The sequence below is a fragment of the Pseudogracilibacillus sp. SE30717A genome, from assembly GCF_037071985.1.
GTDB lineage: Bacteria > Bacillota > Bacilli > Bacillales > Amphibacillaceae > Pseudogracilibacillus.
Genome location: NZ_JAXHDF010000003.1, coordinates 138,959 through 165,196, shown reverse-complemented (window position 1 = coordinate 165,196; position 26,238 = coordinate 138,959). Strand labels below are relative to the sequence as shown.

The window sequence follows — 26,238 nt, the reverse complement described above, 5'->3', positions numbered from 1 at the left end:
GTAAAAAGTGACTAACCAATTAATAAACTTTGCTTAATAATTAATCAAGTGAAAATATTTAGATATTAAACTTAGATTAATAATTAGCTAGATTTTTTGTAATTATTTGCTATGATATACAATTATTTTAATATTGTCAACGTTTTTTAATGTATTTATTAAACTTAATGGACTAAATTCGCATTTGAAATATATGGAAGGCAATGATAAAATAATTGTTATTAAATAAAGTTTAATAATAAAATGAAATATTAACTTAAAGGAGCTGGAATGGTTGTGACGTCCCAATTGAAATACGATCAAAAAAATGTCAGAAAATATCATTATTTTCTGTTATTAAGTTTAATTCAAAAACATAAGAAAATATCTCGCTCACAATTGGCTGAATTAACCCGAATGAGCAATACGACAGTTGGAAAAATTGTTAAAGAGCTTATTCAGGATGAACTGGTAATTGAGAGCGGACAGGAAAAAGGAGAAGTTGGAAGAAAAGCTATCTTTCTAGAAATAAATCCACATGGAGCATATATTATTGGGATAGAAATAGATGTGGTTTCCGTTCAGATTGCACTCGTATCTTTAAATGGTACTGTACTAACTAAAAGGCAATTTAAAAGTGAGGAAAAAGGAAAGCCAGAAGTCGTCTTAGATAAAGTTGCTTCTGAAATCTCTTTACTACTTGAAGAAACTGACCCTAAGTATGATGAAAAAATAATTGCAATCGGCCTAACAATGGCTGGTTTAGTAACTTGGCCAGAGGGAAAAGCATTAATGGTACCCCAATTTCAATGGAATGAAGTCGAAATAAAAGAATACTTACAATCTCGGTTAATGTATGATGTTTATGTCGATAACCATGTCCGTTCTATTTTACTGGCAGAAAGCCTATTCGGCACAATTAAAAATTATAAAGATGCGGTTTGTATCCACGTTGGAAGTGGTGTAGGTGGAGCGGTAATGATCAATGGAGAAATTTCTCGAGGCACATGTAACACTCTAGGAGAAATTGGACATATAACAATGGAACCAAATGGACAGTTATGTGATTGCGGAAGACTAGGTTGTTTACAAACATTTATCTGTTCTTCCGAATTAGAAAAATACGCCCAAGTTCCCATTGAGGAGATATTTATCGCTTACGATAAAGAAGAGGAATGGAGTAAGAACTTAATTGATCGTGCTAAAAAATACTTAGGAATAACGATTGCGAATGTAATTTGTATGTATAATCCTGAAGTCGTTTTACTAGCAGGCCCTATGATTGAAGATTATCCTATCTTGTTAGAAGATATAGAGCAAATAACAGACGAGCATATGTGGAAACCTTTAAAGCGTACTTTTAAACTAGCACATTCAACTATTGGGAAAGACAGCGGGGTTATTGGTGCAAGCGCTCTAGTTTTGAATGAATTTTTAAGACAATCTCGCATTGAATAACGAAAGAATTCAATATATTTAAGATAAATCATTATTTTTAAATTTTATGACAGAAATAATTTATTACATTAATAACTAATTACTCTAGTAAAATAGTAATCCTTTTTTGTAAAATTTAATATTTGTTATAACTTGGTGAATTTTCTTCGTAAAAACGATGAAGTTCTCTTCGATATTAGTAAATGAGTAAGTAGTGTTCTTCAATATTCCTATTTGTAAATTATGTTCAACTTCATTATACTTAATAATCAACAGCCTAAATAACAACGTTGTTAATTGCGCCAGTTAATATAAAACAAGAGATGAGGGATAATAGCATGCAACAAAATGATCGCCTTACTTATAAACAGTTAAGCGCATTTTTCATTCCATTAGGAGTTTCTGCAAGCCTGACCTCAATTACACATGTCATTATTAATGGCACATTAAGCCGTGGAGAAGATGCAGCTTTTATTATTGCATGTTACGCCGTCGCCATGTCAGTATTCGGAATTATAGAGCGACCAATGATTGTGTTTAGACAAGCGTCTTCTACATTAGTTAATGACCGGAAGTCATTTAAAACATTAAGCATTTTTTTCCTATATATTTTGGCAGGTATTATGGTGATAAGTGCTATTATAATCTTCACAACGCTAGGTGACTGGATGTATATCCAGTTATTTAATGCTACTCCAGATATGTTGAAAGCTATTTCGATAACATTCCAAGTCCTAATTATTGTCATCATATTTTCAGGAATAAGAGGATTATATCAAGGAATTATAATACAGAAACTGGCGACAAACTGGTTAACAATCGGAGTAATCGTGAGACTACTTGCTATGTTTTTACTCGCATTTTTATTTGTCGTCTTTGATTACATAACAAGTGTAAGTGGAGCTTATATTTTTTTACTAGGAATGATAATCGAATGTGTTGTCAGTGTTTTTAAAGCAAATTCCCTTTTAAAAACTGATTTTGCGAACGAAAATACCGATCAACTTTCTCAGCGGGAAATATCTACGTTTTATTTCCCACTCGTATGTTATTTCATGTTGCAAACATTGCTTATTCCTATCATCTATATTTTATTGGCAAAATCAAGTGATATTGAAATGAGTATTGCCTCTTTCGCGCTTGCTTTTAGTATTACGAATTTAATGCTTAGTTTTTTTATGTATGCTCACCAGTTAGTATTACAGTTTTATCAAATTGATAAGAAAAAAGTGATTACTTTTTTTATCATCTCAAGTATTATTCCAACATTGTTACTTTGTGTTATCTGTTACACTTCATTTGGGATGATCTTTATGCAAAACATAATGGGAGCAGATGAAACTTTAGCAATTACAACGATTGCGGTGCTTAAATTTTTTATCATTAAAACACTTATTTTCCCATTTGTTGATTTTCTAAATGGATTTTTAATGTTAAGCCGCCAAACAAATAGAATGCTACTTGCCCAAGTCGGTAATTTGATCTTTGTAGTGATTAGTCTCATTATTTTTGTCCGTCTATGGCCTGATTTAAATGGAATAAACGGTTCAATCGCAGCATCTATTGGAGAAATAGCAGGATTCCTTATCGTAGGTATCATCGTGTATAAAATGAGTGGCCATTACGCTAGAAGAACAGTACGTATTAAAAAGAGTCGGAATTAACAGTCCGACTCTTTTTTCCACATGATAAATCATGACAATACTATTTGAGTTTGAAAACAAAAACTGAAAACGTTGTTAATATGTGATATTATAAGAAGTTAAATAAGTACTCTAATTAAAGGAATTTTGGTGAAAGAAATGAATGTAACGATTAAAGATATTGCCAAAATAGCGGGAGTCAGTTATTCAACTGTTTCAAAAGCACTGAATAATAGTCCACTTGTTAAACCGGCAACGAAAAAAAGAATTATTGAAATTGCAGAAGAAATGGGATACGAGCCAAACTTTGCGGCCCAACGCCTTGTTTCTAAGCAAACCCAAATTATCGGTCTCATTTGGCCAACGATTGAACGTGTTGTATTATCAACCTTAGTTACGAATATTAGTAAAGAAATTAGCAAAACTCCATATTCAATGATTCTCTCTGTCGATCCTATTCCTGCTTCACTCGATACTTTTAGACGATTTCAAGTAGATGGTGTCATTTTATTTGAAGAAAATATCGAGAAGAAAATGGAGCAAACAAATATACCGCTTCTTGTGTATGGAGTTTCAAACAAGGAACAAAGCAATTACCCAATTATCGATGCAAATCATGGCCAAGCAATGGATGAAGCAGTCTGCTATTTAGCCGAGTTGGGTCATCATCATATCGCTTATTTAGGTGATTTTTCTGAAATCGATTCGATGCAAATGCAGAAATATAAAGGTTTCAAAAAAGCAATGGACAAATATAACCTGAAGGTAAAAGACGAATTTCTCATTAATACAAAAGGTCTTGATTGGTATGATGGATATACTGCTGTATCTAATTTATTAGATACTGATGAGCGGCCAACTGCAATTGTTGGGGGTAGTTACGATATAAGCGGAGGAATTATTCGAGGGATTAAAGAACGAAAATTACGTATTCCAGATGATATTTCAGTTATTAGTTATGACAACATCCCACAAATGGCTAATATGGAAACACCACTAACAAGTATCGGTGTTCCTGTCGATGAATTGGCAAAAGAAATTGTACGATCGATCATCGAATATGTGGAAAATAAAGAATTATACCCTTCTGTTAAAAAAATGAACCCGGTACTTTCCATCAGAAAATCATGTGGACCTGTTAATGAATTATTCAAATAAAAAGACTGAAATGTAAAAGCGAAACCAACTCATTAAATGTTGACGTTTCGCTTTTATTATTCAGTATTATATTTAAAACGAATAAGCTTTATAAACGTACAAATTACTAATTCTCCTTTTCTTCAGGCTCATATATTTCAAAATTCATATCTTTAAATAAATGCTTCACATCACGTGTTTCTTTATCAAAAGTAATTTCTTTTTCATAGTTCAAAAAATCCAACGTATATTGAATTGTAGCAGCTACTCCATATTTCAGAGCATCTTCATCAATGTCGAAATGAGCATTATGATGTTCTGCTCCTACGCCTTTTTCATGATTTTGGATGCCGACAAAGGCAAAAACACCTGGAAAATAGTTTTGATAAAAACCAAATGGTTCGGAAGCCATCCATGCATAATAGTTAGTCACACTATTTTTTCCGATCGCATCGGATATTGAATTCGCCGCAATTTCTGAACACGTTTCATCATTATAAACGAACACATCTACAGGAACAGGTTTTTTCACAAATTCATATTGACAGTTATGTTTATGACAGGCTTCACCCAATAATCGAATAAATTCTTGTAACCCTTTCTCCCCTTGTTCTTCTTGCAAATATCTTGCAGTTCCTTTAAATCGCAAATCATCAGGTATCACATTTGCGGATGAGCCAGCCTGAATACTTCCCACTGAAAACGTAATAGGTTCAAAGGGATTCAACTTTCTTACACGGAATGCCTGCAAATCTTCATAAAAATCGATGAAACAAGCAACTGGTGAAATCGCTAAATCTGGACGGGAACCATGACCACTTTTCCCATGGATAATTAAATCAAATTCAAATAAACCAGCCATTCGGGGACCTGGATCGACAGAAATTTTTCCAGTTGGAATATCGTTTTTTAAATGAATTCCCCATACTCCATCTGCACCAATTTCTACTAACCGTTTTAGTATTCTGTAAATCCCTTGGTCTTCCTCCTCCCCTTGTTCAAAAGCTAGTAAAACATTCCCTTTAAGTTGATCTTTATGGTTAGATAAAATTTTTGCCGAACCTAATAACATCGCTGTATGTCCATCATGCCCACACATATGTGCTGCTTCATCATTTTTAGATACGACTACTTTTTCTTGAGTTAAATTATCAGTTGCTTCCTTCATTGGTAGCGCATCTAGATCAGCCCGTAAAACAATCGTATTACCCGATTGATCTCCTTCGATAAATCCAATTACTCCACCATGAGGAACAATTTCGTAATCAATTCCCATCTTTTTCAATTCACTAGTAACGACGTTAATTGTCCGCTCTTCTTCCATACTTATCTCGGGATGTTCGTGTAGATCTCTACGGATATCAATTACATAGTCTTCTATCTCTTTAGCTAATCGTAATGTATCCATTTTTATCCCTCCATTTTCATTACTTCATCCTTTGCTCTGATAGTTTGCTATAAGCAAAAATACCCTAAATGCATGTGAAAATAGTAATTATATACTTCTATACCCTGTGAAAACTTTTAAATAACATAGATTGAAACCTATAAAAATAATAAACAATTACTTTTTTCTTAAGAAAGTTACTATCTTCGAACCAATATAGTATCCACCAATCCCAACACATGCACCAATGCTATCAATGAACACATCTCTTATTTCGCCACTTCTTCCCGGGACAAACAATTGATGAAATTCATCTGACATCGCATACAACACACAAATACAGACAGCTATCACTAATCTTTTCCATCTCATTTGGCGAAGGGCGAATAAAACGAACATACCCAATAGTAAATAGGCGGTAAAATGTGCACTTTTCCTTATATAAAAATGAATACTCTCAACATCAAATTCAAGCGGGAAAAAAATTGCGAGAAAATGAACGACCAAGTCCGTCATTCCCGAACTTAATTCACTGGAAGTCTGAGCTGGCTGATGAGATAAATAAAAAATAACTCCCATCCATATAACGGCCGGAAACCAAGCGATCACTTTCTTGTCTTTTGTAAACATATATTAATCACGCCTATCCAATAAAATTGAAAAAAGTGCTCTATCTCTTTAATAATAGGAATAGAGCACATTCATATTCTCATTTAAAATTCCAAAGTCTTCATAAAGTGTTGTAAAAACCGTTCTTCTTCTACCTTTAAACAGACATTAATTTTACTGGTTCCCTCGGTAGCTACAGATGTTTTTCCAATCATGTCACCTGTAGTTTCTACTTCAATATACATCGATTTTGTTTCTACAAATGACGGATCAATTACCACCCCAACTGCGAGCGGATCATGCAACCCGCAACCACCAATCCCCGGCTGAAAATTTTCATAGGCATCAATATAATAATTTGTTATTCCCGCAAAAAATTGTGAAACCTCATTTTCATTTTTCAACCATTGATCAACCGAATTTCTAGGAAGTAGTGTGTTCATCGTTACATCTAAGCCAACAAGCGTAATCGGTAAACTAGATTGAAGTACTTTCTTTGCAGCGTTTGGATCAGAAAAAATATTAGCCTCTGCATAAGAACGAACATTTCCCGGTACAGTGACTGCTCCGCCCATAATAACAACTTCTTTCACCAGATGAATAATCTCCGGATCCTTTTCTATTATCCTTGCTAAATTGGTTAACGGACCAACGAAGATGAGAGTAATCTCATGCGGATATGTTTTGACGGTATCGATCACAAAGTCAATTGCATGTTTTTCTTCCTGATGATGCTGTGCATATCCCTTGTCTTGTAGATGATTTCCCAATCCATCATTTCCATGGATTTTCTTCGCTACTTCCAAATACGGTTCTTTCCCACTTAATGGTCTTTCAGAACCTTGATAAACTGGGGTTTCTTCTTTTAATAACTGCAAAACAAACTGAGTATTACGGGTAGCATCTTCTACATGCACATTTCCAAAACAGGTTGTTATCCCTAATAGATCAAGACATTTTGATTTAGTTGCATAAGCAATTGCTAGAGCATCATCAATTCCTGTATCAACATCTAAAATAACTTTCTTTTTTTCCATTCACTTCACCTCTTTAAGAATGATGATTACAGTAGTACCTTTCTCTTTTACAAAACACAAAATGCTTTATCCTTATACGTGTTAGGATTGTGATTGTATATATACTTGTACGTCTTCCTTATTTGGCATTGCAGATTGAGCACCTTTTTTTGTAACGGTAAGAGCACCTACAGCATTTGCATATTTTGCACTGCTCTTTACATCAAGACCTGCAACCAATTTAGTCGCAAAAGCACCAGCAAATGCATCTCCCGCTCCAGTTGTGTCAATTGCATGAACGTCATATCCTTTTATCCATTCAGCTCTATCATTCTGGCAAATGATGACGCCGTCCTTCCCTAATTTAGAAATAACTGTTTTCACACCTTTACTAATTAACAATTGACTAGCTTGAATTGCAGTTTTCTGATCAACAATTTTCCTATTTGTTAATTGTTCCAATTCTGTTTCATTCGGCAAAATATAGTCTATCTTTGTTAACATATGATCTGGCAGCTCTTGTGCCGGAGCTGGATCAAGTAACACGGGAACATGATATTTCTTCGCTATCTCAATACTCTTTTCAACTGATTCAAATGGAATTTCAAGTTGGATAAGAATCGCCTTCGCCCGCTTTATGACATGCTCATGTAGAGTAATATACTGAGGAGTTACTTTATTATTGGCGGCAGGCGCTACGATAATGCTATTTTCTCCATTTTGATCAACCGTAATCATTGCAATCCCGGAAGTTTCACCATCAATTTTTTGTATATATTCCGTATTGACACCGATATTTTTTAAATTAATTAAAAGCTGTTCTCCAAATAAATCATCGCCTACACATCCAAGCATCGTTACATTTCCACCAATAGTTGCAGCAGAAAAAGCTTGATTGGCCCCTTTTCCTCCCGGATTGGTAAAAAAAGACTCACCCATTGTCGTTTCACCACCGGCTGGTCTCTGCTTCACATCCATTACCAAATCCATATTAATACTACCTATTACAACTACTTCATTTTCCATTAGTTATCCTCCAATTATCATCTATGAAATGAATTACATTCTATCCCATTTTTTGCACCTTAGCATATATACATGCTATGTAGAGTTTTATAACGTGTTTAAATCTATCATATTTTTTAAAATTATGTCCACCAATAGCGACTATCAGATTGGCTGTCTACCATCCAATAGATATATAGAATTGATTTAACTAACACACTAGGCGATTGGGACAATAAGCTGATGTCACTTTTACATCAAATCCCTTACAATCAGTAGTAATTTAATACTTGGTGTTTTATTAAATCCTATTATCTTCTTTTAATAATAAAAGCACCTATCCCTACAATCCACACATATGAAAAGAAAAAGATCCATAGGTACAAAATTGAAATCGACTCGTTTCCTAAAAGAGTGAAAACTGCTAAAGCTATAAACAAAATAGCTAAGAAAATATGTGACGCATATGCGAAAAAACGGAATACATTATGAATGACTCGTTCATCTGCTTCAGGAAGATTATCTTTTTTTACTTTTTGTTTAATTACTTCAATTACTGTCAAAATAATAGTAGCTATCAAACCACCTATAAGCACTTCATACGGAAACTCTCCTTGAAAAAAGTAGATCAGAAATGAACCCAGAACAGCACCTAAAAACGTACAAGTAATTATAAAGAATGGAGTCCATTTTGCTAAAATAGTTCCCCATTTTTCCTCAGCTTTTACACTCATTTGTCATCCTCCTCTAAAATAAATATTTCACCAATTGGCACATCAAAATATGCAATTATTTTTAATGCTAATTCGAGACTGGGATTATACTTATTTTTTTCAATTGCATTAATAGTTTGACGTGTAACTTGTAGATCTTCAGCCATTTTAACTTGAGTTATCCCCTTTTTTTGGCGGATTTCTCGAATATAGTTAATCACCTTCATTAATCGCCCTCCAAATAAAAGTAAAGATATCTTTACATATACTATAACAAAAAAAACAATTGAGTGTAAAGAAATCTTTACACTCAATGATATTATTTCCACACGATAATCAGAATACCCTTTATTATTTGGCTATCCCGTTGAGTTAGATATGTTGACAGTTCCGTTAGCTCAGAAAGGAAATTAAAAATATCTTTGGATATCTATTATAAAATTGGCTTGTAAACTATTCTCTTATCATAAAAAAATCAAATAATATTTTTGCATAACCTTGCAAATATATTGGTCGGCATGCAACATCTGAAATGGATAAGTAGTTCGATTACTAAAATCGAACAGGTGAGAGCCTGATGATCCAGATGTATTATTCGTCATCAAGAGTTTTCCACCTGACACTGGATTTGTCGATCAAGTTGGTGAAGGAGAAGGGGAAGGAAATACAGTAAATATTCCATTCCCAGCCGGAACAGGAAATGCGGCATATTTAAAAATAAAAAAGACATATTATCCTAAGTAGATTTATATGTCTTTTTAATTACCATAAGAACATACTTTAGAATCTTATGTATCCTACTGTTTCCAAATCGTATTTTTCTGCTCTTCTTCATTTACAACTAGCTGGAAAACATCGGGACGAGCATAATGACCAACTACATCAAAATCAAATTTGGCAGCTACAATTTTATTTAAATCGATATCCGCATAAATAATTTCTTCTTTTCCGAAAACTGGTTCCACAATAAAGTTTCCAAGCGGATCGACGATACAGCTCCCTCCCCTAGTCAACTCATCTGGGAGTCCAGCGAATTCGTTTCGTGACGTAATCTCCTTTAGATACATATCTTTCGTGGAATATTGATTACAGGATAAGACAAAACATCTTCCTTCAGCAGCAATATGGCGCATGGATGCAAACCAAGTGTCTCTCCCATCCGCAGTTGGTGCGACGTATATTTCGACTCCTTTTTCATACATTGCTGCACGTGCAAGTGGCATATAATTCTCCCAACAAATTAGAGCCCCTAATTTACCATATGGAGTATCAAAAACAGGTAAAGTACTTCCGTCACCTTCCCCCCAAATGAGTCGCTCGGAACCGGTTGGTTTTAACTTTCGGTGTTTCCCTAACAATTCACCATCTGGATTAAAAAATAACGCCGTGCAATAAAGGGTGCCATTATGTAAATCCTTTTCGATCACTCCAATAATGACATAAGCTTTTGCTTGCTTTACCGCTTTCCCAATAATCTCCGTTTCAGGACTAGGAACCGCAATAGAATTGTTCCAGTACTTGAAGAAATCTTGCCGCCCTTCCTCTGTACGTGATCCGACTACCGCTCCAAAAGACATACCACGTGGATATGCAGGAATAAAAGCTTCAGGAAATACAATAATTTTTGCATCATTCTTTCCCGCTTCTTCAATTAAACGAACAGTCTTCTTTATCCCTTCATCCTTATTCATAACAACCGAACCAGCTTGAATAACTGCAACTTTGAATTCCGAAACTCTATCCACTTTTACCAGCCCCCTTACAATTTAAGTCTTATTTTATACGTAATCGATTAGAAAGTAAAAAAGATCCTAAACTGCCATTCTTTCACATATTAATTATTATCTTTTCAAATCATATACTATACAAAATATAAAATATAATACTCAGAGTTAATGGGTAATATTACCAAAATTAGGGTATGATAATAGTAGAAATGACGACTCACTTTCAAGGGGGGAACCGATGTGGATGGAACGACAATTATTGTCTGTTTTAGTATTGCAACGTTTTGTTTCACATTCATTTTCTGGTTAAAAAAGAGTGAAAACAAATACAAGTATCAAAAGACAAAAATGGTTGATCTATTAATTAAACAAAAAGACATTCATGTAAATAAATTTTATAGTGGACCTCATTTTGATCTAATAAATGATACAGTTAATAAGCAAATTTGGTTTTTTATCCTTCAACATCAAACACTCCAATATAAAATCATCCCGTATGATGAACTTTTTCAAGTCAACTACAAACTCGACGGTCACACAATTAAGACTGCTTCTCGATCAGGTAAATTAAAAAGGGAACTAATCGGTGGGAAAGTATATGATAATTCCACTTCTAGTCCAGCTATGTGGAAAAAATCAAATGATTTTAGAATGGCAAAAGAAGTTCGACTCACTATTCTTATCGACGACATACAAGCAACTACACTAGACTTAGTATTTCACACATCACACTTGCCAGTTGATTTAAAATATATAAAGGACGAAGAAGCGAAAGATTGGTTTAATGTGTTTACACATATAATTGAAAAGGAAGAAAGGAAACAAGCATAACGACATTTTCCTTATTCCTTCCCTACTTACTATTTATAATTCTTTTTGTTATTATCCACCTTTAAACGTAATTAAATTTATATGACTTTAAAATAAACAGAAATTAACTAGCGGCGATAAATTTCCATTTAGTCATGTAAATTGGTTTGAATAAAATACTCCAAAGATTTATCTATTAAACTCCTCTGCAAGTAAGCGATACGAAGTGAACTTTGCTTCTTCCTCATGTGTAATCGTTACGATCATCATCTCATCGGCTTTATACAGCTCATTTAATGTTAAAATCTCTGCTTTCACTTTAGACGAATCACCAATTATCATCTTCTGTTTCATTTTTTCTATTTTTCTTTCATCTTCTTCTGTGAACGGATAGTTTTGTGCATCCACCACTGATGGAATTTTACAATTTTCAATCATCTTCTCTTGCTGGAGTCTCCAAACAAAATTACTTAGCGCCAATTCTTCAGCTTTTTCCAAAGTCTCCGCACAAATAACAGTAATGGCAACCATCACTTTTCCTTTTGTAAAACTATCACGATATGCTCTCACAATTTCAGGACCATCAAAATCAGTCATAAAATGTCCAAATGCATAATTCAAACCCTTTTGTGCAGCTAGAATGCCACTTTTTTCACTCGTTCCTAGCATCCATGTTTCTGGCGGCTGTTCTGGAATTGGTGCAGCGGAGATTTTTCCATATGGGTGATCTTTCGGAAACCGTTCATGCAAATAATGAAGTAATTCATCAATTTGTTTTGGATATTCATTTACTTGTTTTAGATAATTATCTGATAAAGCAATCGATACTTCAGCAGATCCACCTGGTGCACGTCCAAGTCCTAAATCTACTCTTCCAGGATATAACGTTTGCAATAAATTATATGTTTCTGCAACACGAAACGGCTTATAATATGGCAGCAAAACAGCTCCCGCACCAATTCGAATAGTATTGGTATGTGCACCAATCACACCGAGCATCACATCTGGATTAGGACAAGCAAGCCCAAAAAGATCGTGATGTTCTGCAATCCAATACCGTTTATACCCTAGTTCTTCACCTAATTTAGCAAGTTTGATGGAAGTCTGTAAAGCCTCTCGAGGTGACTTTCCCGTGGAAACCGGTGATTGATCCAATATACTTAATTCCATATAATCACTCCCATAATAACGATTATACAGGATACTGTTTTATTTAAACGGAAGAGAATATCGTTACAGCTTTATTCTGCTAAGAGCATTTCAAATAGTAATGTATTCTTATTTTAATTCTTTTATCAAATTAATTACCTGTAACTTCACAGCATCATGAAAACTTCTTGGATCGAGTCCCCAAAGTTCTTTTATTTTATCTAATCTATAGATTAATGTGTTCCGGTGAATATGTAATATAACAGCAGTTTCTTTAATATTCAATTCATTTTCTAAATAGACGACTAGCGTCTCCTCCAATTCAGAACTTAATGCTGGCATTCTTTTGGAAAACTGATCCAAATATAAACACCGAAAGTCAGACGGGATTTGCGCTAATAAACGTAAAATACCCCATTCATTAATATGAGCAACTTTATCTTTAGATCTCACTTGCTTTAAAATATCAATACTTTGCAATGCCTCAAGATAACTAGACCGGTATCCTAAAATCCCTTCACTTGCACTGCCGATACCAATATAACTGGTTAATCCTTCTTGTTCTAATTGCCTGTTTATCTCTCTTCCCACTTCAACAAATCGTTCCATATCTTTTTTATTCTTCTCAGGCAATCCTATGATGAAACGATCCTTTCCTAAAAATGTCGCAAAAAAACTATAAGGAAAATACATTCGTAACATTTTAATAATCCGCGCTTCGTTTTGATGTAACGTTTCAAAATCAAATACTGCTTGATTAAAATCTTTTATTTCGATCGCAAACACACAGCAACTAATAGTGATATCAATATTAAAGTATTCAGCCTTTGATTCTAAAATAGGTATATTGTGATAATCCGTGTCAATAATATTTTGAACCCACTCTTCTAATGCCGTACGCTTAAATCGTAACTGTTCAATCATCACTTGTTGTTCCAATAATGTTTCCACTGTTATTTTTATCATATGAATAAATTTATCTATACAATCTGAATTGCCGGTGATTCCTACGACTCCTACAATTTCGTTATTTACTTCTATCGGTACATTTACTTCTATTTCAGTAAAATCAGTAAGCTCTGAATTAATCGGTTCAGTAATACTTTTACTTTTTAGCTCAAGTGCTTTCAAAGCACCTAAGTGAGGTTTATCAATTTGCTTCGCATTTGTACTTGCTACGACAATACCTTTATGGTTCATTATTGTTATATTGTAATCAATGGCCTTCATAATTTGGTCGACAATCGGCCGAGCGATATCTGTTGTAATTATCAATCCCTTTCCCCCTCTCGCCAAGAATAATATTTATTCTCTTTCAGTTTTATTGTTTTGAGATAAAGGACGTATAAAATTTATTAATTATTATACAACTTAATGAATAACCTTACAACATTCATGCCACACATTGTACAAAGGTAAAGTTTTCCAATAGGCGTAATTTTTAATAAAACACTTTCTGTTAAAACAAAAATAATCCCATTGAAGTCTACGATCTACCAGCTCCTGTGGGATGATTTCTTAAATGTAAATCTACTAAATGATGTCTGCTTAAATCAATTGACAAGAATATCCCTTCTCGAAGCTCTATAGCTACAGTCCGATCCAATTCAAATATATAACAAACTTTAAATTTTCATTTATTCTGTAGCAATTTTGGCTAGAGCACCAACATAATAATGGTCAACCGCTTAGGTAGATAAATTCAGATAATAACAAACTAATTGTGATAATTTAGTAGACACCTATTTTTGATTAACTGTTTATTCATGCTAGATGCTCTTCACTATGTAGTTGTATCTATATCAACAAAAAATATTATAATTTACAAAAAAACTGCGTAATTTTAAAGTCAAAAATTATCACAGTCTTTATTAAATATAGCGATTAGTTATTCACTTATTTTAGATATTTTAATTCATGCATTAATTCGGGCTTATATTTGCCATAATAATCATGAACATCTTGATAAACCTGATATAATTTATTATATACCTCTACATTTTCAGGGATTGGACGAAACGTTTCCTTTTTTACTTTCGCCATTTTTTGAGCAGCACTATTTATGGAATTAAATCCACCTTTTTCTTTCCCTGCAGCAGTGGCAGCATACATTGCAGCTCCCAAAGCAGTTATCTCGGAAGAATCAGCTATTTTTATTTCACAATTTAAAACATCTGCGTATATCTGATTCAACAAGTTGTTTTTTTGAGGTATTCCACCACAGGCAAAAACCTCTTTAACAATCACATTATTCTTTTGGTAATTTTCAATTACTTTACGAGTACCAAATGCGGTAGACTCAATTAAAGCACGATAAATTTCTTCAGGCTTGGTTGTTAAATCAAACCCTAAAATTAACCCAGATAGATTAGGATCAACTAAAACAGAACGATTACCATTCCACCAATCCATCGCAATTAATCCAGTTTCTCCTGGAGAAATCGCTGCCGCTTTATTTTCTAAATAATCATGTACGGAGATATTGCTCTGAACAGCCGCTTGATAAACATGATGAGGTACACTATTTTCAACAAACCAAGAAAAGGAATCACCTACAGCTACTTGACCGGTTTCATAACTAATATAGTCAGGTATAATACCATTTTCCACAGTTCCGCATACTCCTTCAACAAGTGTCTCTTGTTCAGTAATAAGCATATGGCAAGTAGATGTTCCAATAGCCATAACAAATTGTCCAGGCTGAACTGCTCCAACTGCTGGTACTGCTGCATGTGCATCAATTATGTTAACAGCTATAGCAGTATCTGGCTTAAGACCGATTTTCTCAGCCATTTGAGGGGTAAGACCTCCTGCTTTTTTACCAACCGATCTCACCTCTCCTCTTAATTTTGTATCAACTATATTATTTAATTGAGGATGTACCGCTTTGAAAAAATCATTGTCTGGATATCCTTCTTTTAAGCTCCACATAGCTTTATATCCTGAAGTGTTACTCGAACGGACAAGATTTCCAGTCAATTTATAGACAAGCCAATCACCTGCCTCCATAAAAAGGTCTGCTTGTTCAAAAATCTCCATGTCTTCATGAATAATTTGTAATATTTTTGGAATCATCCACTCCGAAGAGATTTTCCCTCCGTAGCGAGCTAGAAAGTTTTCTCCCCTTTCTTTAGCAATCGCTGTTATCTGTTCAGCCTCTTTATGTGCTGCGTGGTGCTTCCATAATTTCACCCAACTATGAGGGCGACTAGAATATTCTTTCTGTGTACAAAGTGGCTCTCCATTGTGATCAAGAGGTAACATTGTACACGATGTAAAATCAATCCCTATACCAATTACATCTTCCACATTGACACGTGATAGTTTTAATACCTCATTTACTGTTGTAATTAAAACATCCAAATAATCGTTAGGATGTTGTAATGCCCAATCCTTTTCTAAGAGTGTACCATCAGGAAGATACTCATCTAGAACTCCATGCGCATAAGAATGAACCGAGACAGCTAGTTCCTCTCCCGTCTTTGTATCTACCAAGAGTGCTCTGCCTGAATCAGTACCAAAATCTATACCAATGACATACTTATTACTCATTCAAGTATTCCCCCTTGTATTTTGCTAGTCCTCTTAAAACAATTAATTCATACATTATTTCATGAAAAAGATTCCAAAGGTCGAATTCTATTTTGAGATAGTTTTAATAACCTAATAGGATTCGTTAACAAATCTAATATTTTAAAAATGGACCTTGATTTAATTTTTCTATTAGAATAATACTTCTCTATATGCTTTTAAATGATCGAAAAGTTGTCTTATTTCTAGCTTCTGCGTGTTAGTTAAGGTTTGATTTTTTTTCACGCGTGTTAAAATATTACAGTTAATACCTTCAAAATGTAAATTATATTTTGCATTTTTAGGGTAATTTTGTAATTCAATCAAGGCACACATGCTCAAAACATTTTGAAGCTTACTAGCTAATTCTTTATCTTTATTAAAATTATTTGTTAACCATACATAAAGGTCTGGGTGAAAGTTGGCCATTACTCCACTATATCCATCTACACCACTATTTAAAGATTCTAGTAAAGTAGCAGTATTCGCATTATATATTTTTAAATTAGAATCTTTAGAGACTTTCAATTTTTCATTTATTTCGCTTATATCACAACATGTATCTTTTAAGAAATAAAATCTTTCTGTTTTCACTATTTCATCTAATACTTCTGGTGATATAGTTCTTTTATAGGGATAGGGGCATTCATAAAATCCAAGTGGAATATGTTCAGGTATTTGATCAAGCAAAGCGTATATATTACTTAAAAATACTTCATCACTTTCGTTCTCTTGTGCAAATCTATTTGTAATTAAAATGACAGCATCTACACCAGTCTTAGCCATCTCATTAACTTGAATGATATGATCATTTAAGTTAGATGCTGTATTTCCTGAAGCAATTACAGGAATCCTATTATTTACTTTTTCTTTAACAAATTTTGCGAGTTCTAAACTTTCCTCATCTGATAGATAAAACATTTCACTAGATTGACAGACAGCAAACAGTCCGTCTACACCATTTCTTATATACCATTCAATTAATTGTTCCATCGCTTCATAATCTATTTTGTTATCTTCTGTAAACAAGGTTAACATTACAGGCCATACTCCGCCTGGAAATTCTTTTTTTATCACGTTTACTCCTCCTGCTGCTATAAATGAAACTGTGCTACTACGATTGATTGGCGGTTCCATGTATATGAGACAATTACTCGTCCGTCTTCTGCAATGATTGCAGGATAGGAATATTCACCAGACTCATTTTCTAATGTAAATATATGGTCCCAAGTTTCACCATTATCCTTTGAGATAGATATATTTAACGGAGTTCTTTTTCCCCAATTTTCTCCTATTGGATTGTAACAAAGTAACAGTTCATTATTTATTGTTTTTACTACATCTATTCCACTATTGTTATTTAGCAATGATGTTTGATAAGCTTTACACCATGTTTTCCCATAATCATTCGAATCACTTCGATAAATGAAACCCTCAGTACTCCTTAATAACATATGGACGTGGCCATACTTTGATTCCCAAAGGGTTGGTTGTATAACTCCACGTCCATAAAAAGACTGTTCGGACACTTCAATATCACTATAGTTAACGGTTTTCTCGCCGTCATAATCAATTCCTTCAATTTGAATATGATTACTCTTAGTCCAATAGTCTAATTGAGCGGTAGAGCTATCTGCAAAAGCATACCAAATCCCTCTTTCTAAAGAAGCTCCACTAATAATATCACCATTCGATAAAGTAATTGCTTTATTACGGACAGGCCCGCGTCCACCAAAGTCTCCTGGCACAAGTTCTTTTGGGTCTGTCCAAGTAATCCCATTATCATTTGATTGGCGAATTTTTGTAGACCATTTACTTATATCTTTTCCGACTTTATAGAATAAGTAAATGGGACCGTTTTTTTGTTGATAAAAAACTGGATTCCAATGAGGCTCTTTTACATCATAGGCTACTTTATATGGTTGGCTCCATTTTCCCTCTTTTTGTCGTGACATCCAAATTGCAGTATCATCAGAACCCTCTTTAGTACCTCCAAACCAAGCAGCTAACATTTCATTGTTCGGTAATAAACAAATAGTTGAAGCATGGCAGACATTAAAATATGGATTATCGGGATGAAACACAAATTCTTTTTTAATGAGTTTCATTTACATTCACTCTTTCCATTGCATTTAATCATTTACCATAAATTGGTCCGTAATTAGCACAAGCTCTATAGTCCGCAGCCTCTATATCGTTTGTTCCGAATGAATTCCATGCTGTCGGTCGAAAGATTTTATTTTCATCAACATTGTGCATATTCACAGGTATTCTAAGCATGGATGCAAGCGTGATTAAATCACTACCTATATGCCCAAAGCTTATCGAACCATGGTTCGAACCCCAATTATTCATCACACTATAAACATCTTTAAAAGCACCTTTACCAGTAAGAATTGGTGCAAACCAAGTGGAAGGCCAAGTTGGGTCAGTACGGTCATCTAACACTTGATTTACTTCTTCCGGTAAATTGATCGTATAACCCTCCGCAATTTGTAAAACAGGACCTAATCCATCAACAATATTAACTCGGCACATCGTTACTGGCATCTCTTGATTTGTATAAAACTGAGAAGAGAAACCTCCACCCTGGAAATATTCAGTTGATGCAGGATACCATTTCGTTGTTTTTAGGGCTGCTTTATGTTCTTCATCAGAAACTTCCCAAAAAGGTTTTACAGCCGGTAGCCCATTTATCGTTTGCTCTCCTGCAAAGTCTAATGCCGCTGCACCAGAATTCTTCAGGTGAATGACTCCATGTTTAGCTTTTCCACCAAGTTCAAACCCATCACATACTCTTGAGACAGACTTAGGACTCCAATAACTTCTCACATCTGCGAATAGCTGCGCAGTATTTGTGAGAAGATGACCAAATAACATGGAAACAGCATTTAAACTATCATTTTCTGTAGCTATTAAATAGGGTTCGCGTTTTCCGTTCCAATCATAAGTTGTATTAAGCATGGCCTCCATAAAATCTCCATTTGGAAAATGGTCTGTCCATTGTCTTTGTCCTTGAAAACCACTGATTAAAGCATTGTGACCTTCTGCTTCTTCTACATGACCCATTTCAGCAAGTTTTGAGTTACCAACCATTAAATCTCGAGCGATTAAGAACATTTTAATTACAAAATCCCAATCCTGCTCTTTTTGCAGTTTTGAACGTCTTTTATCTACTGCATTTAAATCTTCACCTTTTTGGCAATAATCCAGGACCCAATTTTTTGCTTTCTGAAATTCATCTTGATCATAAATTCCATTATCAATTCTTCTAATAAATTCAGTCATATCAATGTATTCATTACGCATTCCTAAGTATTTTTGAAAAAAAGATGCTTGAGTGTCCGAACCTAATATACCCATGGATATACTTCCCATTGCTAAATAGGATTTATCCTTCATTAATCCTACAGCTAGTCCAGCCTTTGCAAATTGGAGTAATTTCCCTTTAACATCTTTAGGAATAGAATGATCTTCCAAGTCTTGTATTTCTTCGCCGTATATCCCAAATGCTGGCATTCCAATTTGATTATGAGCAGCCAGTGCCGCAGCTAAATAAACTGCTCCAGGGCGCTCTGTTCCATTAAATCCCCAAATAGCTTTAATTCGAATGGGATTCATATCAATTGTTTCAGAACCAAATGCCCAAGAAGGTGTAACGCTAATCGAAATTGCTACATTCTCTTTAGAAAATTTCTCCTCACATTTCGCTGCTTCCAATACACCACCGATTGTCGAATCAGCTATAATACATTCAACTTTTTCACCATTGGGATAACATAATTCTGTCTCCAAATAATTCTTGATTTCGTGCGCCATTTTCATTGTCTTTTCTTCTAGAGATTCGCGAATTCCACGACGTCTTCCGTCTAGAATTGGTCTTATACCAATTTTCGGTAAAGTTCCTACAAGTTTGTCTATCATTTATTGTTCACTCCATTAATTTGTTATCGATTTATTTCTTTTTTGTTTTATTTTACTAATAATCATAGGGGAAGAGATCGCAAGTAACGTTAAGATTAGGAAACATAAACTAATCGGTCGAGTAACAAAAATTGTCCAGTCTCCTTCTGACATAATTAGTGATCTTCTTAAATTACTTTCAATCATTGGTCCAAGAATTAACCCTAAAATAATTGGAGACATGGAAAATTTTAGTTTCAACATAAAATAACCTATAAAGCCTGCAATGACCATTACTAACACGTCAGTTAAGCTATTATTAATTGCAAAGGAGCCAATCAAACATAATAGCAATACAATTGGAGTCATCACATAATCTGGCAAATTAATCACTTTTGCAAACAGACGAATCCCTAACAATCCAAAAACAATTAGTAATATATTTGCAATAAGTAGACCTAAAAAAATACCATAGATTTGTTCTGGTTGTTCCTTAAATAGCAAAGGACCAGGTTGTAAACCTTGAATCATTAACGCACCTAAAATTATTGCTGTTACAGAGTCACCCGGAATTCCAAGCGTTGTCATTGGAATCATTGCTCCTCCTGTCACTGCATTATTACCAGCTTCAGGAGCGGCAAGTCCAACGATTGACCCATTTCCAAATTCCTCTTTGTCTTTCGCAAATCGCTTTGCCTCATTATAGGATACAAAAGCTGCGATATCTCCACCAGTTCCAGGTATAGCTCCAACTATAGTACCGATTATCCCGGAACGTGCCATTGTCCCACTCGTTTTCTTTATGTCACTTTTAGAAGGGAAAAATCCTTTCATCTTATATACTGTTTTCTTTATTTTTTGTCCATAATTTTCTTCTAATGTAATTAATGTTTGTCCAAACGCAAAAAGACCAATGAGTATAGGGATAAAATCAATCCCACCAAGTAAATACGTTTGATTAAAAGTAAATCTTGTAAAACCAGTTACCGTGTCAATACCAATTGTAGCGATAAGTAAGCCTATCGTTCCTCCAATCAGCCCTTTTATGACAGAATCCCCAGAGACACTAGAAATAATGCTTATACCGAAAATCGCCAATGCGAAATATTCAGGAGCACTAAAATTCAAAGCAAACGCAGCTAAAAATGGTGCTATAAATATTAAAGCAATATTACTAATGATCCCACCTACACCTGATGAAAGAGTTGAAATTTGTAAGGCACGTCCTGCTTCACCACGTTTGGCCATTGGATGTCCTTCCAATGTTGTAGCGGCTGATGCAGGAGTTCCTGGGATATTTAATAGAATTGCCGGAATAGAACCTCCATACACTGCTCCAATATAAACACCTAAAAGCATAAGAATTCCCGAGATACCATCAAATGAAAATGTAATAGGAAATAATAATGCAATGCCTATTGTCACTGTTAACCCTGGTAAAACTCCGACAATAATTCCCATTAGAACGCCGAGAACTATCAACATTATATTGCTAAAAGTCAGAACAGTTTCTAATGCTAATAATATATTTTCCATTGACTTCCCTCACTTAAAATAAAGTTTGACTAGGTAACGGTACTTTAAAGACCATGTTAAAAATCAAAAAAACAACCGTTGTTACACCCAATGGTATTATCAGCAATAATTTGTAACTTCGTAATCCCATTAAATAGCACATAACTATCATAAAAGAAAAAGTAGTTGCAATAAAACCTATGAATGGTAATACGATTGCATATAAAGTTACTATACCTATAACTTTGTAAATAAATCTTGCTTTTTTTGAGCCTAATGCTAGTGATACATCCTCTTTATTTTTATCAATCAAATTTTGTATTAATAAAAACACACCTAAAATTATCAAAATAACACCTAAAAATGACGGATAAAAACCAGGACCTGGGGCATTAGATACTTCTTTTGGAAAATCTTTGGATAGATATATGAAACATATACCTATCCCAATACTTATTAAAGATGCAATAATATTGCCTTTTTTCATTTCTTTAACCTCCAAAGAAATCCAGAAAATTATAGATCGATCTCTTTCATTAATTCACCATAACGTTTATGGTCTTCTTCCATCATTTTCTGTGTCTCTGCTGGTCCGTATTGTACAGGCTCAATTCCTTGTTTTATTAAAAAGTCTTGAAACTCTTCATCATTCAATGTTTCTGAAAACGCTTCAGATAATATGTTTAGTGTTTCTTCAGGAACATCAGATGGAGCGGTTAATGCTGCCCATGCTTGCACAGTGAAATCCATCTCTGTTTCTTCTTTAAATGTAGGGACATCAGGGAATGAATCTAATCTTTCTTCACTCATCACAGCTAATACTTTTAGATCACCTGCATCAATTTGTGATTTAGCATTTCCAGGCGCTACCATAATTGCATCTAGATGACCACCTGCTAATGCTGCAACTGCTGGAGCAGAACCACCGTCATAAGGTATGTGGTTAAAATCAAGTTTAAATTCATCTTCTACTGCTACTGCTGCCAAATGCCAAATAGAACCTATACCTGAGTTTCCTACTTTTAACCCTTTATTTTCTTTCGCATAATTAATAAATTCTTCTAATGTATCGTATGGAGCGTCTGATGGAACGATTACTGAAGCAGGATCTGCAATTGCACTAACAATACCTGTGAAATTTTCGTATGTTACAGGTGAAAGTTCCATATGTGGTAAAATTGCTAATTCTACTGTTGTCATCGTTAATGTATATCCGTCTGGTGTGGCTTCAGCACCTTGTACCATCCCAGTTACTCCACCACCACCCGGTTGATTTTCAACGATAATATTTTTATCAAACTTATCTTTTGTATATTCTACAAGCCCACGAGCAACAATATCTGTTCCTCCTCCTGGATCCTTAGGTACAATTACTTTAATATCTTTCGTTGGAAAATCAACTTCCTCTTCAGGCTGCGATGTTTCATTACTTTTTCCACAACCAACTAACGCTAAAATCGCAATTATAATAAGTAAACTAGATATCATTTTTCTCATATTCATTTCACTCCCAAATTTATTTTATAGTAAAAGTTTAAAGCTTAAACGTTTTAGCAAATGCAAAAAAAAAAAAAAAATTAAGAACGATTACAAACTGCTAGAGCGTTCAACCAAATAAGATTTGAATTTTACACTTTCAGATGAACTGACTTTATGCTTTATAATTTCTAAGAGTAAACGTACACATGATTCAGCCATTTCTTCAACTGGTAAATGAACTGTAGATAAGGATGGGGATGTAAACCTAGTAAAATCTTCATTATCATGCCCAATAATTTCCACTTGGTTAGGTATGATTATCCCTGCATTATTAAATGCTTTGATTCCCCCCAAAGCCATCTGGTCACTCAAGAAAAAAATTGCAGTTGGCAGTTGTTTATTTTCTTTGATTAATCTTTTCACCGCTCTGTAACCGCCTTCTTCCGAGTAATCCTCGTATAACTCATAGGAGCTTTCTACATAAAGATTGTGCTCTGATAATTTTTCCTTAAACCCAATGGTACGTAAATCAACTGCTTGAGAAGATAGTGTCGGTATGATTAATCCAATTTTTGAATGTCCGTTTAATATAAACTTCTCAGCAATCATACTTCCTGTTTTTTTACTATCAACATACACTGTGCTATATTTATCAGATTGCCGTTGATAAATTACTATCGGAACATTAAAATTATTGTTTTCTATATACTCCAAATCTTTATCTGAAGCGTTTGCAATAATTGCCCCATTATATCGAGTCCCCAATAAAAGACTTTCTTCTTCATTAAGTTTACCGTTTTCATATGGTTGAATAACTAATTCGAACAGACCATCTTTTAATAAAGATTTTTGTTGAATACCTTGTAAGAAGCGACTAATTAATGATGTTCTTGCATCCAATGTCCATAAAATTGCTATAACGGGTATCTCTTTATCTTCCGTTGAACGCAATCTTCTTGCAGATAGACTTGGTCGATAGCCTAGCTCTTTTGCTGCTTCTAAAACTCTTTTTTGTGTCGCCTGTGAAATCCTCATTTTTTCTGATTTACCATTTAATACAAATGAAACTGTGCCTACTGATACTTGAGCAAGTTCCGCAATTTCCCTAATTGTTGCCATATACTCACCAAATTTCATTTTTGCTAAAACGTTTAAGTAAACACTACCTATTTTCTTTTCATTTGTCAAGACTTATTTTAATTTATATAAAAAAGTTTAATATATCATTCATATATCAAGTTAAAGTAAATTGAAACTATAATTAATTTACAAACCAATTAAAAAAGTGTAAAGAAACACTTTTTTCTTTACACTGAAATGATTTTTTATTTTATCGTTTTGTTTTTCCTTACTCAACAGCTACTACTCTTATAACTTTTCCATCTTATTTTTATCATGTCCTCATTTCTATACTAGTTAACTCTTCCCCTAGCATCTACCTTCCATCTCTCGATTACCTTGCCATTTCGATGTATTAAATAATGGTTGAATAAGTTCGCAACTACACAGACATGATTAGGAATGATTGTCAGTCGATCGTTCAACTTTATATCTGTTTCTCCACTAATTGGGATAACTCCGTGCTCTTCAGAAAGTCTTTCAATTACAAATTCGGAATGTTCCTTCACAAACCCATGTCCTGCAATACTTGCATTTCCATGTGCTCCTTGATCGAGTGCCAATGTTTTGCTGCCTGCATCAATGACGATTCGATCTGCTTTTTTAGAAACAACACTTGCCATTACAGTTAACGCGCATTGTTCTATTGTAGCAACACCGAGACCCACTTGAACCATATCATAAAAAACTGCATTTCCCGGTCGGATTTCAGTTATCCCTTCAACCAAACCAGCTTTTTTAAATGTAGGGGTCGAGCCGATACTGCGAGTAGTAATCTTAATTCCGGCAGCTTCACATAATTCCGCGCTTTTTAATACAGCGTCCGCCTCTTCTTTAGCAATTTTATCAATTTCTATTTCTGATTTCGCTGCATAAGAATGCCCTGCATGAGTAAAAATTCCCGTCAATTTTAATGCAGATAGTTCATCAATATATTTTGCCAATTCAAGCACCTCTTCATTTGGCTCTACACCAACTCGATTAAGTCCTGAATTAACTTTGATCATCACGTTCAGTGAGTTTTTCTCCGTAAAAAAGTCCTGTAAAATCTTGGCTTGTTCGATGGAATCAATTGCTACCGTAATGACTGCTTTTTTCATCAGTGTGCGTACTCGTTCTAACTTCTTTTTCGCTACAAGAGGATATGCGATAAGAATGTCTGTAATCCCTCCATCAACCATTACTTCAGCTTCACCGACTTTTGCCACGGTAAGACCAATAGCACCTGATTCAATTTGCCGCTTAGCAATTTCGATGCTTTTATGTGTTTTAATATGTGGCCGAACTGCAACTCCTGCTTCTTTAGCAAAACTTGCAATACCTTCAATATTTCTTTCCATTTTATCTATATCCAGTAATAAAGCTGGTGTATCAACATCTGCTAGGTTAATATTCAAAAGAACTCCTCCTTCATGACTCATCTTGGCATATATTTTATCATAATAAGAAGCCACAACTAATTAAAAAATACCAATCTTACATTTATACTTTTTTCAATTTCCATTACTCCAAACGAATATTGGGGAACTTTCCGTTTATATGTGGGAGAACCGGGATTTATCAGCAAAACATTCCCAACATACCGAATCATTGGGATGTGTGAATGACCAAAAATAATAATATCTACCTTTTCTTCTTCGAAAGCTTCTAATGCGCGCTTTTCCGTCGTCTTTTTCGTTCCATGTCCATGCGTAACTCCGATTCTATATCCACCCGCTTCAATTATTTCTCTTTGTGGAAACACTTGCTTAACCTCTGTTGAGTCTACGTTTCCATATACTCCAACTACTTTCGCATATAAAGACAACTCCTCAAACACTTCGAGTTCATTCCAGTCTCCAGCATGAATGATGAGATCAGCTTGCTTACATGCTCGTATTAGTACATCTGGTAACCCTCGCTTATTTGACGGTAAATGAGTATCTGCAATTATTATAATTTTCATCTACTATACTCCTCTAATACGTTTTTTAAAATAGAATACCCTTTTTAATGAAAACTAACTAAACAAATACCAAAAAGGCAACTGCCGGTTAAGCA

At 34.4% G+C, this 26,238-nt stretch carries 24 protein-coding genes; 5 read left to right on the top strand and 19 right to left on the bottom strand.

Going from position 1 to position 26,238, the window contains the following annotated elements; all coding sequences use genetic code 11:
- Window positions 1-270: 270 nt before the first annotated feature.
- The 3 genes from SPD48_RS05925 (at window position 271) to SPD48_RS05915 (ending at window position 4,217) form a co-directional block, all read left to right on the top strand.
- Window positions 271-1,437, top strand: a complete 1,167-nt coding sequence (locus tag SPD48_RS05925; RefSeq protein WP_336257163.1) for an ROK family transcriptional regulator — start codon at window positions 271-273, stop codon at window positions 1,435-1,437.
- Between the two features lie 317 nt (window positions 1,438-1,754).
- Complete coding sequence (locus SPD48_RS05920) at window positions 1,755-3,080, top strand: multi antimicrobial extrusion protein MatE (protein ID WP_336257162.1); 1,326 nt, start codon at window positions 1,755-1,757, stop codon at window positions 3,078-3,080.
- A 138-nt stretch (window positions 3,081-3,218) separates the two neighbouring features.
- On the top strand, window positions 3,219-4,217 hold the full coding sequence (locus SPD48_RS05915; RefSeq protein ID WP_336257363.1) for a LacI family DNA-binding transcriptional regulator: 999 nt from the start codon (window positions 3,219-3,221) through the stop codon (window positions 4,215-4,217).
- Between the two features lie 106 nt (window positions 4,218-4,323).
- Here the strand turns inward: SPD48_RS05915 and SPD48_RS05910 are convergent, their stop codons facing one another.
- The 6 genes from SPD48_RS05910 to SPD48_RS05885 all read right to left on the bottom strand — a co-directional run bounded on the left by SPD48_RS05910 (window position 4,324) and on the right by SPD48_RS05885 (window position 9,153).
- The gene (locus SPD48_RS05910; protein ID WP_336257161.1) at window positions 4,324-5,604 is read right to left on the bottom strand and encodes an amidohydrolase; all 1,281 of its coding nucleotides are present in this window, start codon (window positions 5,602-5,604) and stop codon (window positions 4,324-4,326) included.
- 156 nt (window positions 5,605-5,760) lie between these two features.
- Window positions 5,761-6,213, bottom strand: coding sequence for a VanZ family protein (locus SPD48_RS05905; protein ID WP_336257160.1), 453 nt, complete (start codon window positions 6,211-6,213; stop codon window positions 5,761-5,763).
- A gap of 83 nt (window positions 6,214-6,296) precedes the next feature.
- A complete protein-coding gene (locus tag SPD48_RS05900) occupies window positions 6,297-7,229 on the bottom strand; it encodes a nucleoside hydrolase (protein WP_336257159.1) in 933 nt (310 codons plus the stop codon).
- 81 nt (window positions 7,230-7,310) lie between these two features.
- Window positions 7,311-8,234 carry a ribokinase gene (gene rbsK, locus SPD48_RS05895; RefSeq protein WP_336257158.1) on the bottom strand — a complete coding sequence of 308 codons (924 nt, stop codon included), beginning with the start codon at window positions 8,232-8,234 and terminating at the stop codon, window positions 7,311-7,313.
- Window positions 8,235-8,524: 290 nt separating this feature from the next.
- Complete coding sequence (locus tag SPD48_RS05890) at window positions 8,525-8,947, bottom strand: hypothetical protein (protein WP_336257157.1); 423 nt, start codon at window positions 8,945-8,947, stop codon at window positions 8,525-8,527.
- A complete protein-coding gene (locus SPD48_RS05885) occupies window positions 8,944-9,153 on the bottom strand; it encodes a helix-turn-helix transcriptional regulator (RefSeq protein WP_336257156.1) in 210 nt (69 codons plus the stop codon). Before SPD48_RS05885 ends, SPD48_RS05890 begins: the two co-directional genes overlap by 4 nt.
- 373 nt (window positions 9,154-9,526) lie before the next feature.
- Between SPD48_RS05885 and SPD48_RS19915 the strand changes: the two genes are divergently transcribed.
- Complete coding sequence (locus SPD48_RS19915) at window positions 9,527-9,670, top strand: hypothetical protein (protein ID WP_442962120.1); 144 nt, start codon at window positions 9,527-9,529, stop codon at window positions 9,668-9,670.
- A 53-nt stretch (window positions 9,671-9,723) separates the two neighbouring features.
- Here SPD48_RS19915 and SPD48_RS05880 read toward each other — a convergent pair whose 3' ends face one another.
- Entirely contained in the window at window positions 9,724-10,671 is a 948-nt protein-coding gene (locus tag SPD48_RS05880; RefSeq protein WP_336257155.1) for a carbon-nitrogen hydrolase family protein, read from the bottom strand.
- Window positions 10,672-10,893: 222 nt separating this feature from the next.
- Between SPD48_RS05880 and SPD48_RS05875 the strand changes: the two genes are divergently transcribed.
- Complete coding sequence (locus SPD48_RS05875) at window positions 10,894-11,484, top strand: hypothetical protein (protein WP_336257154.1); 591 nt, start codon at window positions 10,894-10,896, stop codon at window positions 11,482-11,484.
- A gap of 168 nt (window positions 11,485-11,652) precedes the next feature.
- Here the strand turns inward: SPD48_RS05875 and SPD48_RS05870 are convergent, their stop codons facing one another.
- From SPD48_RS05870 to SPD48_RS05815, 12 genes are all read right to left on the bottom strand, one after another.
- Window positions 11,653-12,633, bottom strand: coding sequence for an LLM class flavin-dependent oxidoreductase (locus tag SPD48_RS05870; protein WP_336257153.1), 981 nt, complete (start codon window positions 12,631-12,633; stop codon window positions 11,653-11,655).
- 108 nt (window positions 12,634-12,741) lie between these two features.
- Complete coding sequence (locus SPD48_RS05865) at window positions 12,742-13,887, bottom strand: CdaR family transcriptional regulator (RefSeq protein WP_336257152.1); 1,146 nt, start codon at window positions 13,885-13,887, stop codon at window positions 12,742-12,744.
- A gap of 621 nt (window positions 13,888-14,508) precedes the next feature.
- Entirely contained in the window at window positions 14,509-16,164 is a 1,656-nt protein-coding gene (locus SPD48_RS05860) for a ribulokinase (RefSeq protein WP_336257151.1), read from the bottom strand.
- A gap of 171 nt (window positions 16,165-16,335) precedes the next feature.
- Window positions 16,336-17,259, bottom strand: coding sequence for a dihydrodipicolinate synthase family protein (locus SPD48_RS05855; RefSeq protein WP_336257150.1), 924 nt, complete (start codon window positions 17,257-17,259; stop codon window positions 16,336-16,338).
- Between the two features lie 17 nt (window positions 17,260-17,276).
- Window positions 17,277-18,290, bottom strand: a complete 1,014-nt coding sequence (locus tag SPD48_RS05850) for a sialidase family protein (protein WP_336257149.1) — start codon at window positions 18,288-18,290, stop codon at window positions 17,277-17,279.
- Window positions 18,291-18,318: 28 nt separating this feature from the next.
- Window positions 18,319-20,106 (bottom strand): L-fucose isomerase, encoded by a 1,788-nt coding sequence (locus tag SPD48_RS05845; protein WP_336257148.1) that lies wholly within the window; start codon window positions 20,104-20,106, stop codon window positions 18,319-18,321.
- A gap of 15 nt (window positions 20,107-20,121) precedes the next feature.
- Complete coding sequence (locus SPD48_RS05840) at window positions 20,122-21,621, bottom strand: tripartite tricarboxylate transporter permease (protein WP_336257147.1); 1,500 nt, start codon at window positions 21,619-21,621, stop codon at window positions 20,122-20,124.
- Window positions 21,622-21,634: 13 nt separating this feature from the next.
- Window positions 21,635-22,087, bottom strand: a complete 453-nt coding sequence (locus SPD48_RS05835) for a tripartite tricarboxylate transporter TctB family protein (RefSeq protein ID WP_336257146.1) — start codon at window positions 22,085-22,087, stop codon at window positions 21,635-21,637.
- A gap of 29 nt (window positions 22,088-22,116) precedes the next feature.
- Complete coding sequence (locus SPD48_RS05830) at window positions 22,117-23,097, bottom strand: tripartite tricarboxylate transporter substrate binding protein (protein ID WP_336257145.1); 981 nt, start codon at window positions 23,095-23,097, stop codon at window positions 22,117-22,119.
- Between the two features lie 90 nt (window positions 23,098-23,187).
- Window positions 23,188-24,198 (bottom strand): LacI family DNA-binding transcriptional regulator, encoded by a 1,011-nt coding sequence (locus SPD48_RS05825; protein WP_336257144.1) that lies wholly within the window; start codon window positions 24,196-24,198, stop codon window positions 23,188-23,190.
- 293 nt (window positions 24,199-24,491) lie between these two features.
- Window positions 24,492-25,595 (bottom strand): D-TA family PLP-dependent enzyme, encoded by a 1,104-nt coding sequence (locus tag SPD48_RS05820; protein WP_336257143.1) that lies wholly within the window; start codon window positions 25,593-25,595, stop codon window positions 24,492-24,494.
- Window positions 25,596-25,654: 59 nt separating this feature from the next.
- A complete protein-coding gene (locus SPD48_RS05815; RefSeq protein WP_336257142.1) occupies window positions 25,655-26,143 on the bottom strand; it encodes a metallophosphoesterase family protein in 489 nt (162 codons plus the stop codon).
- Between the last annotated feature and the right edge of the window lie 95 nt (window positions 26,144-26,238).

Coding starts and splice junctions, on each gene's coding strand:
- SPD48_RS05925 (WP_336257163.1), top strand. CDS start 271: ATGGTTGTGACGTCCCAATTGAAATACGATCAAAAAAATGTCAGAAAA.
- SPD48_RS05920 (WP_336257162.1), top strand. CDS start 1,755: ATGCAACAAAATGATCGCCTTACTTATAAACAGTTAAGCGCATTTTTC.
- SPD48_RS05915 (WP_336257363.1), top strand. CDS start 3,219: ATGAATGTAACGATTAAAGATATTGCCAAAATAGCGGGAGTCAGTTAT.
- SPD48_RS05910 (WP_336257161.1), bottom strand. CDS start 5,604: ATGGATACATTACGATTAGCTAAAGAGATAGAAGACTATGTAATTGAT.
- SPD48_RS05905 (WP_336257160.1), bottom strand. CDS start 6,213: ATGTTTACAAAAGACAAGAAAGTGATCGCTTGGTTTCCGGCCGTTATA.
- SPD48_RS05900 (WP_336257159.1), bottom strand. CDS start 7,229: ATGGAAAAAAAGAAAGTTATTTTAGATGTTGATACAGGAATTGATGAT.
- rbsK (WP_336257158.1), bottom strand. CDS start 8,234: ATGGAAAATGAAGTAGTTGTAATAGGTAGTATTAATATGGATTTGGTA.
- SPD48_RS05890 (WP_336257157.1), bottom strand. CDS start 8,947: ATGAGTGTAAAAGCTGAGGAAAAATGGGGAACTATTTTAGCAAAATGG.
- SPD48_RS05885 (WP_336257156.1), bottom strand. CDS start 9,153: ATGAAGGTGATTAACTATATTCGAGAAATCCGCCAAAAAAAGGGGATA.
- SPD48_RS05870 (WP_336257153.1), bottom strand. CDS start 12,633: ATGGAATTAAGTATATTGGATCAATCACCGGTTTCCACGGGAAAGTCA.
- SPD48_RS05860 (WP_336257151.1), bottom strand. CDS start 16,164: ATGAGTAATAAGTATGTCATTGGTATAGATTTTGGTACTGATTCAGGC.
- SPD48_RS05850 (WP_336257149.1), bottom strand. CDS start 18,290: ATGAAACTCATTAAAAAAGAATTTGTGTTTCATCCCGATAATCCATAT.
- SPD48_RS05845 (WP_336257148.1), bottom strand. CDS start 20,106: ATGATAGACAAACTTGTAGGAACTTTACCGAAAATTGGTATAAGACCA.
- SPD48_RS05840 (WP_336257147.1), bottom strand. CDS start 21,621: ATGGAAAATATATTATTAGCATTAGAAACTGTTCTGACTTTTAGCAAT.
- SPD48_RS05835 (WP_336257146.1), bottom strand. CDS start 22,087: ATGAAAAAAGGCAATATTATTGCATCTTTAATAAGTATTGGGATAGGT.
- SPD48_RS05830 (WP_336257145.1), bottom strand. CDS start 23,097: ATGAGAAAAATGATATCTAGTTTACTTATTATAATTGCGATTTTAGCG.
- SPD48_RS05825 (WP_336257144.1), bottom strand. CDS start 24,198: ATGGCAACAATTAGGGAAATTGCGGAACTTGCTCAAGTATCAGTAGGC.
- SPD48_RS05815 (WP_336257142.1), bottom strand. CDS start 26,143: ATGAAAATTATAATAATTGCAGATACTCATTTACCGTCAAATAAGCGA.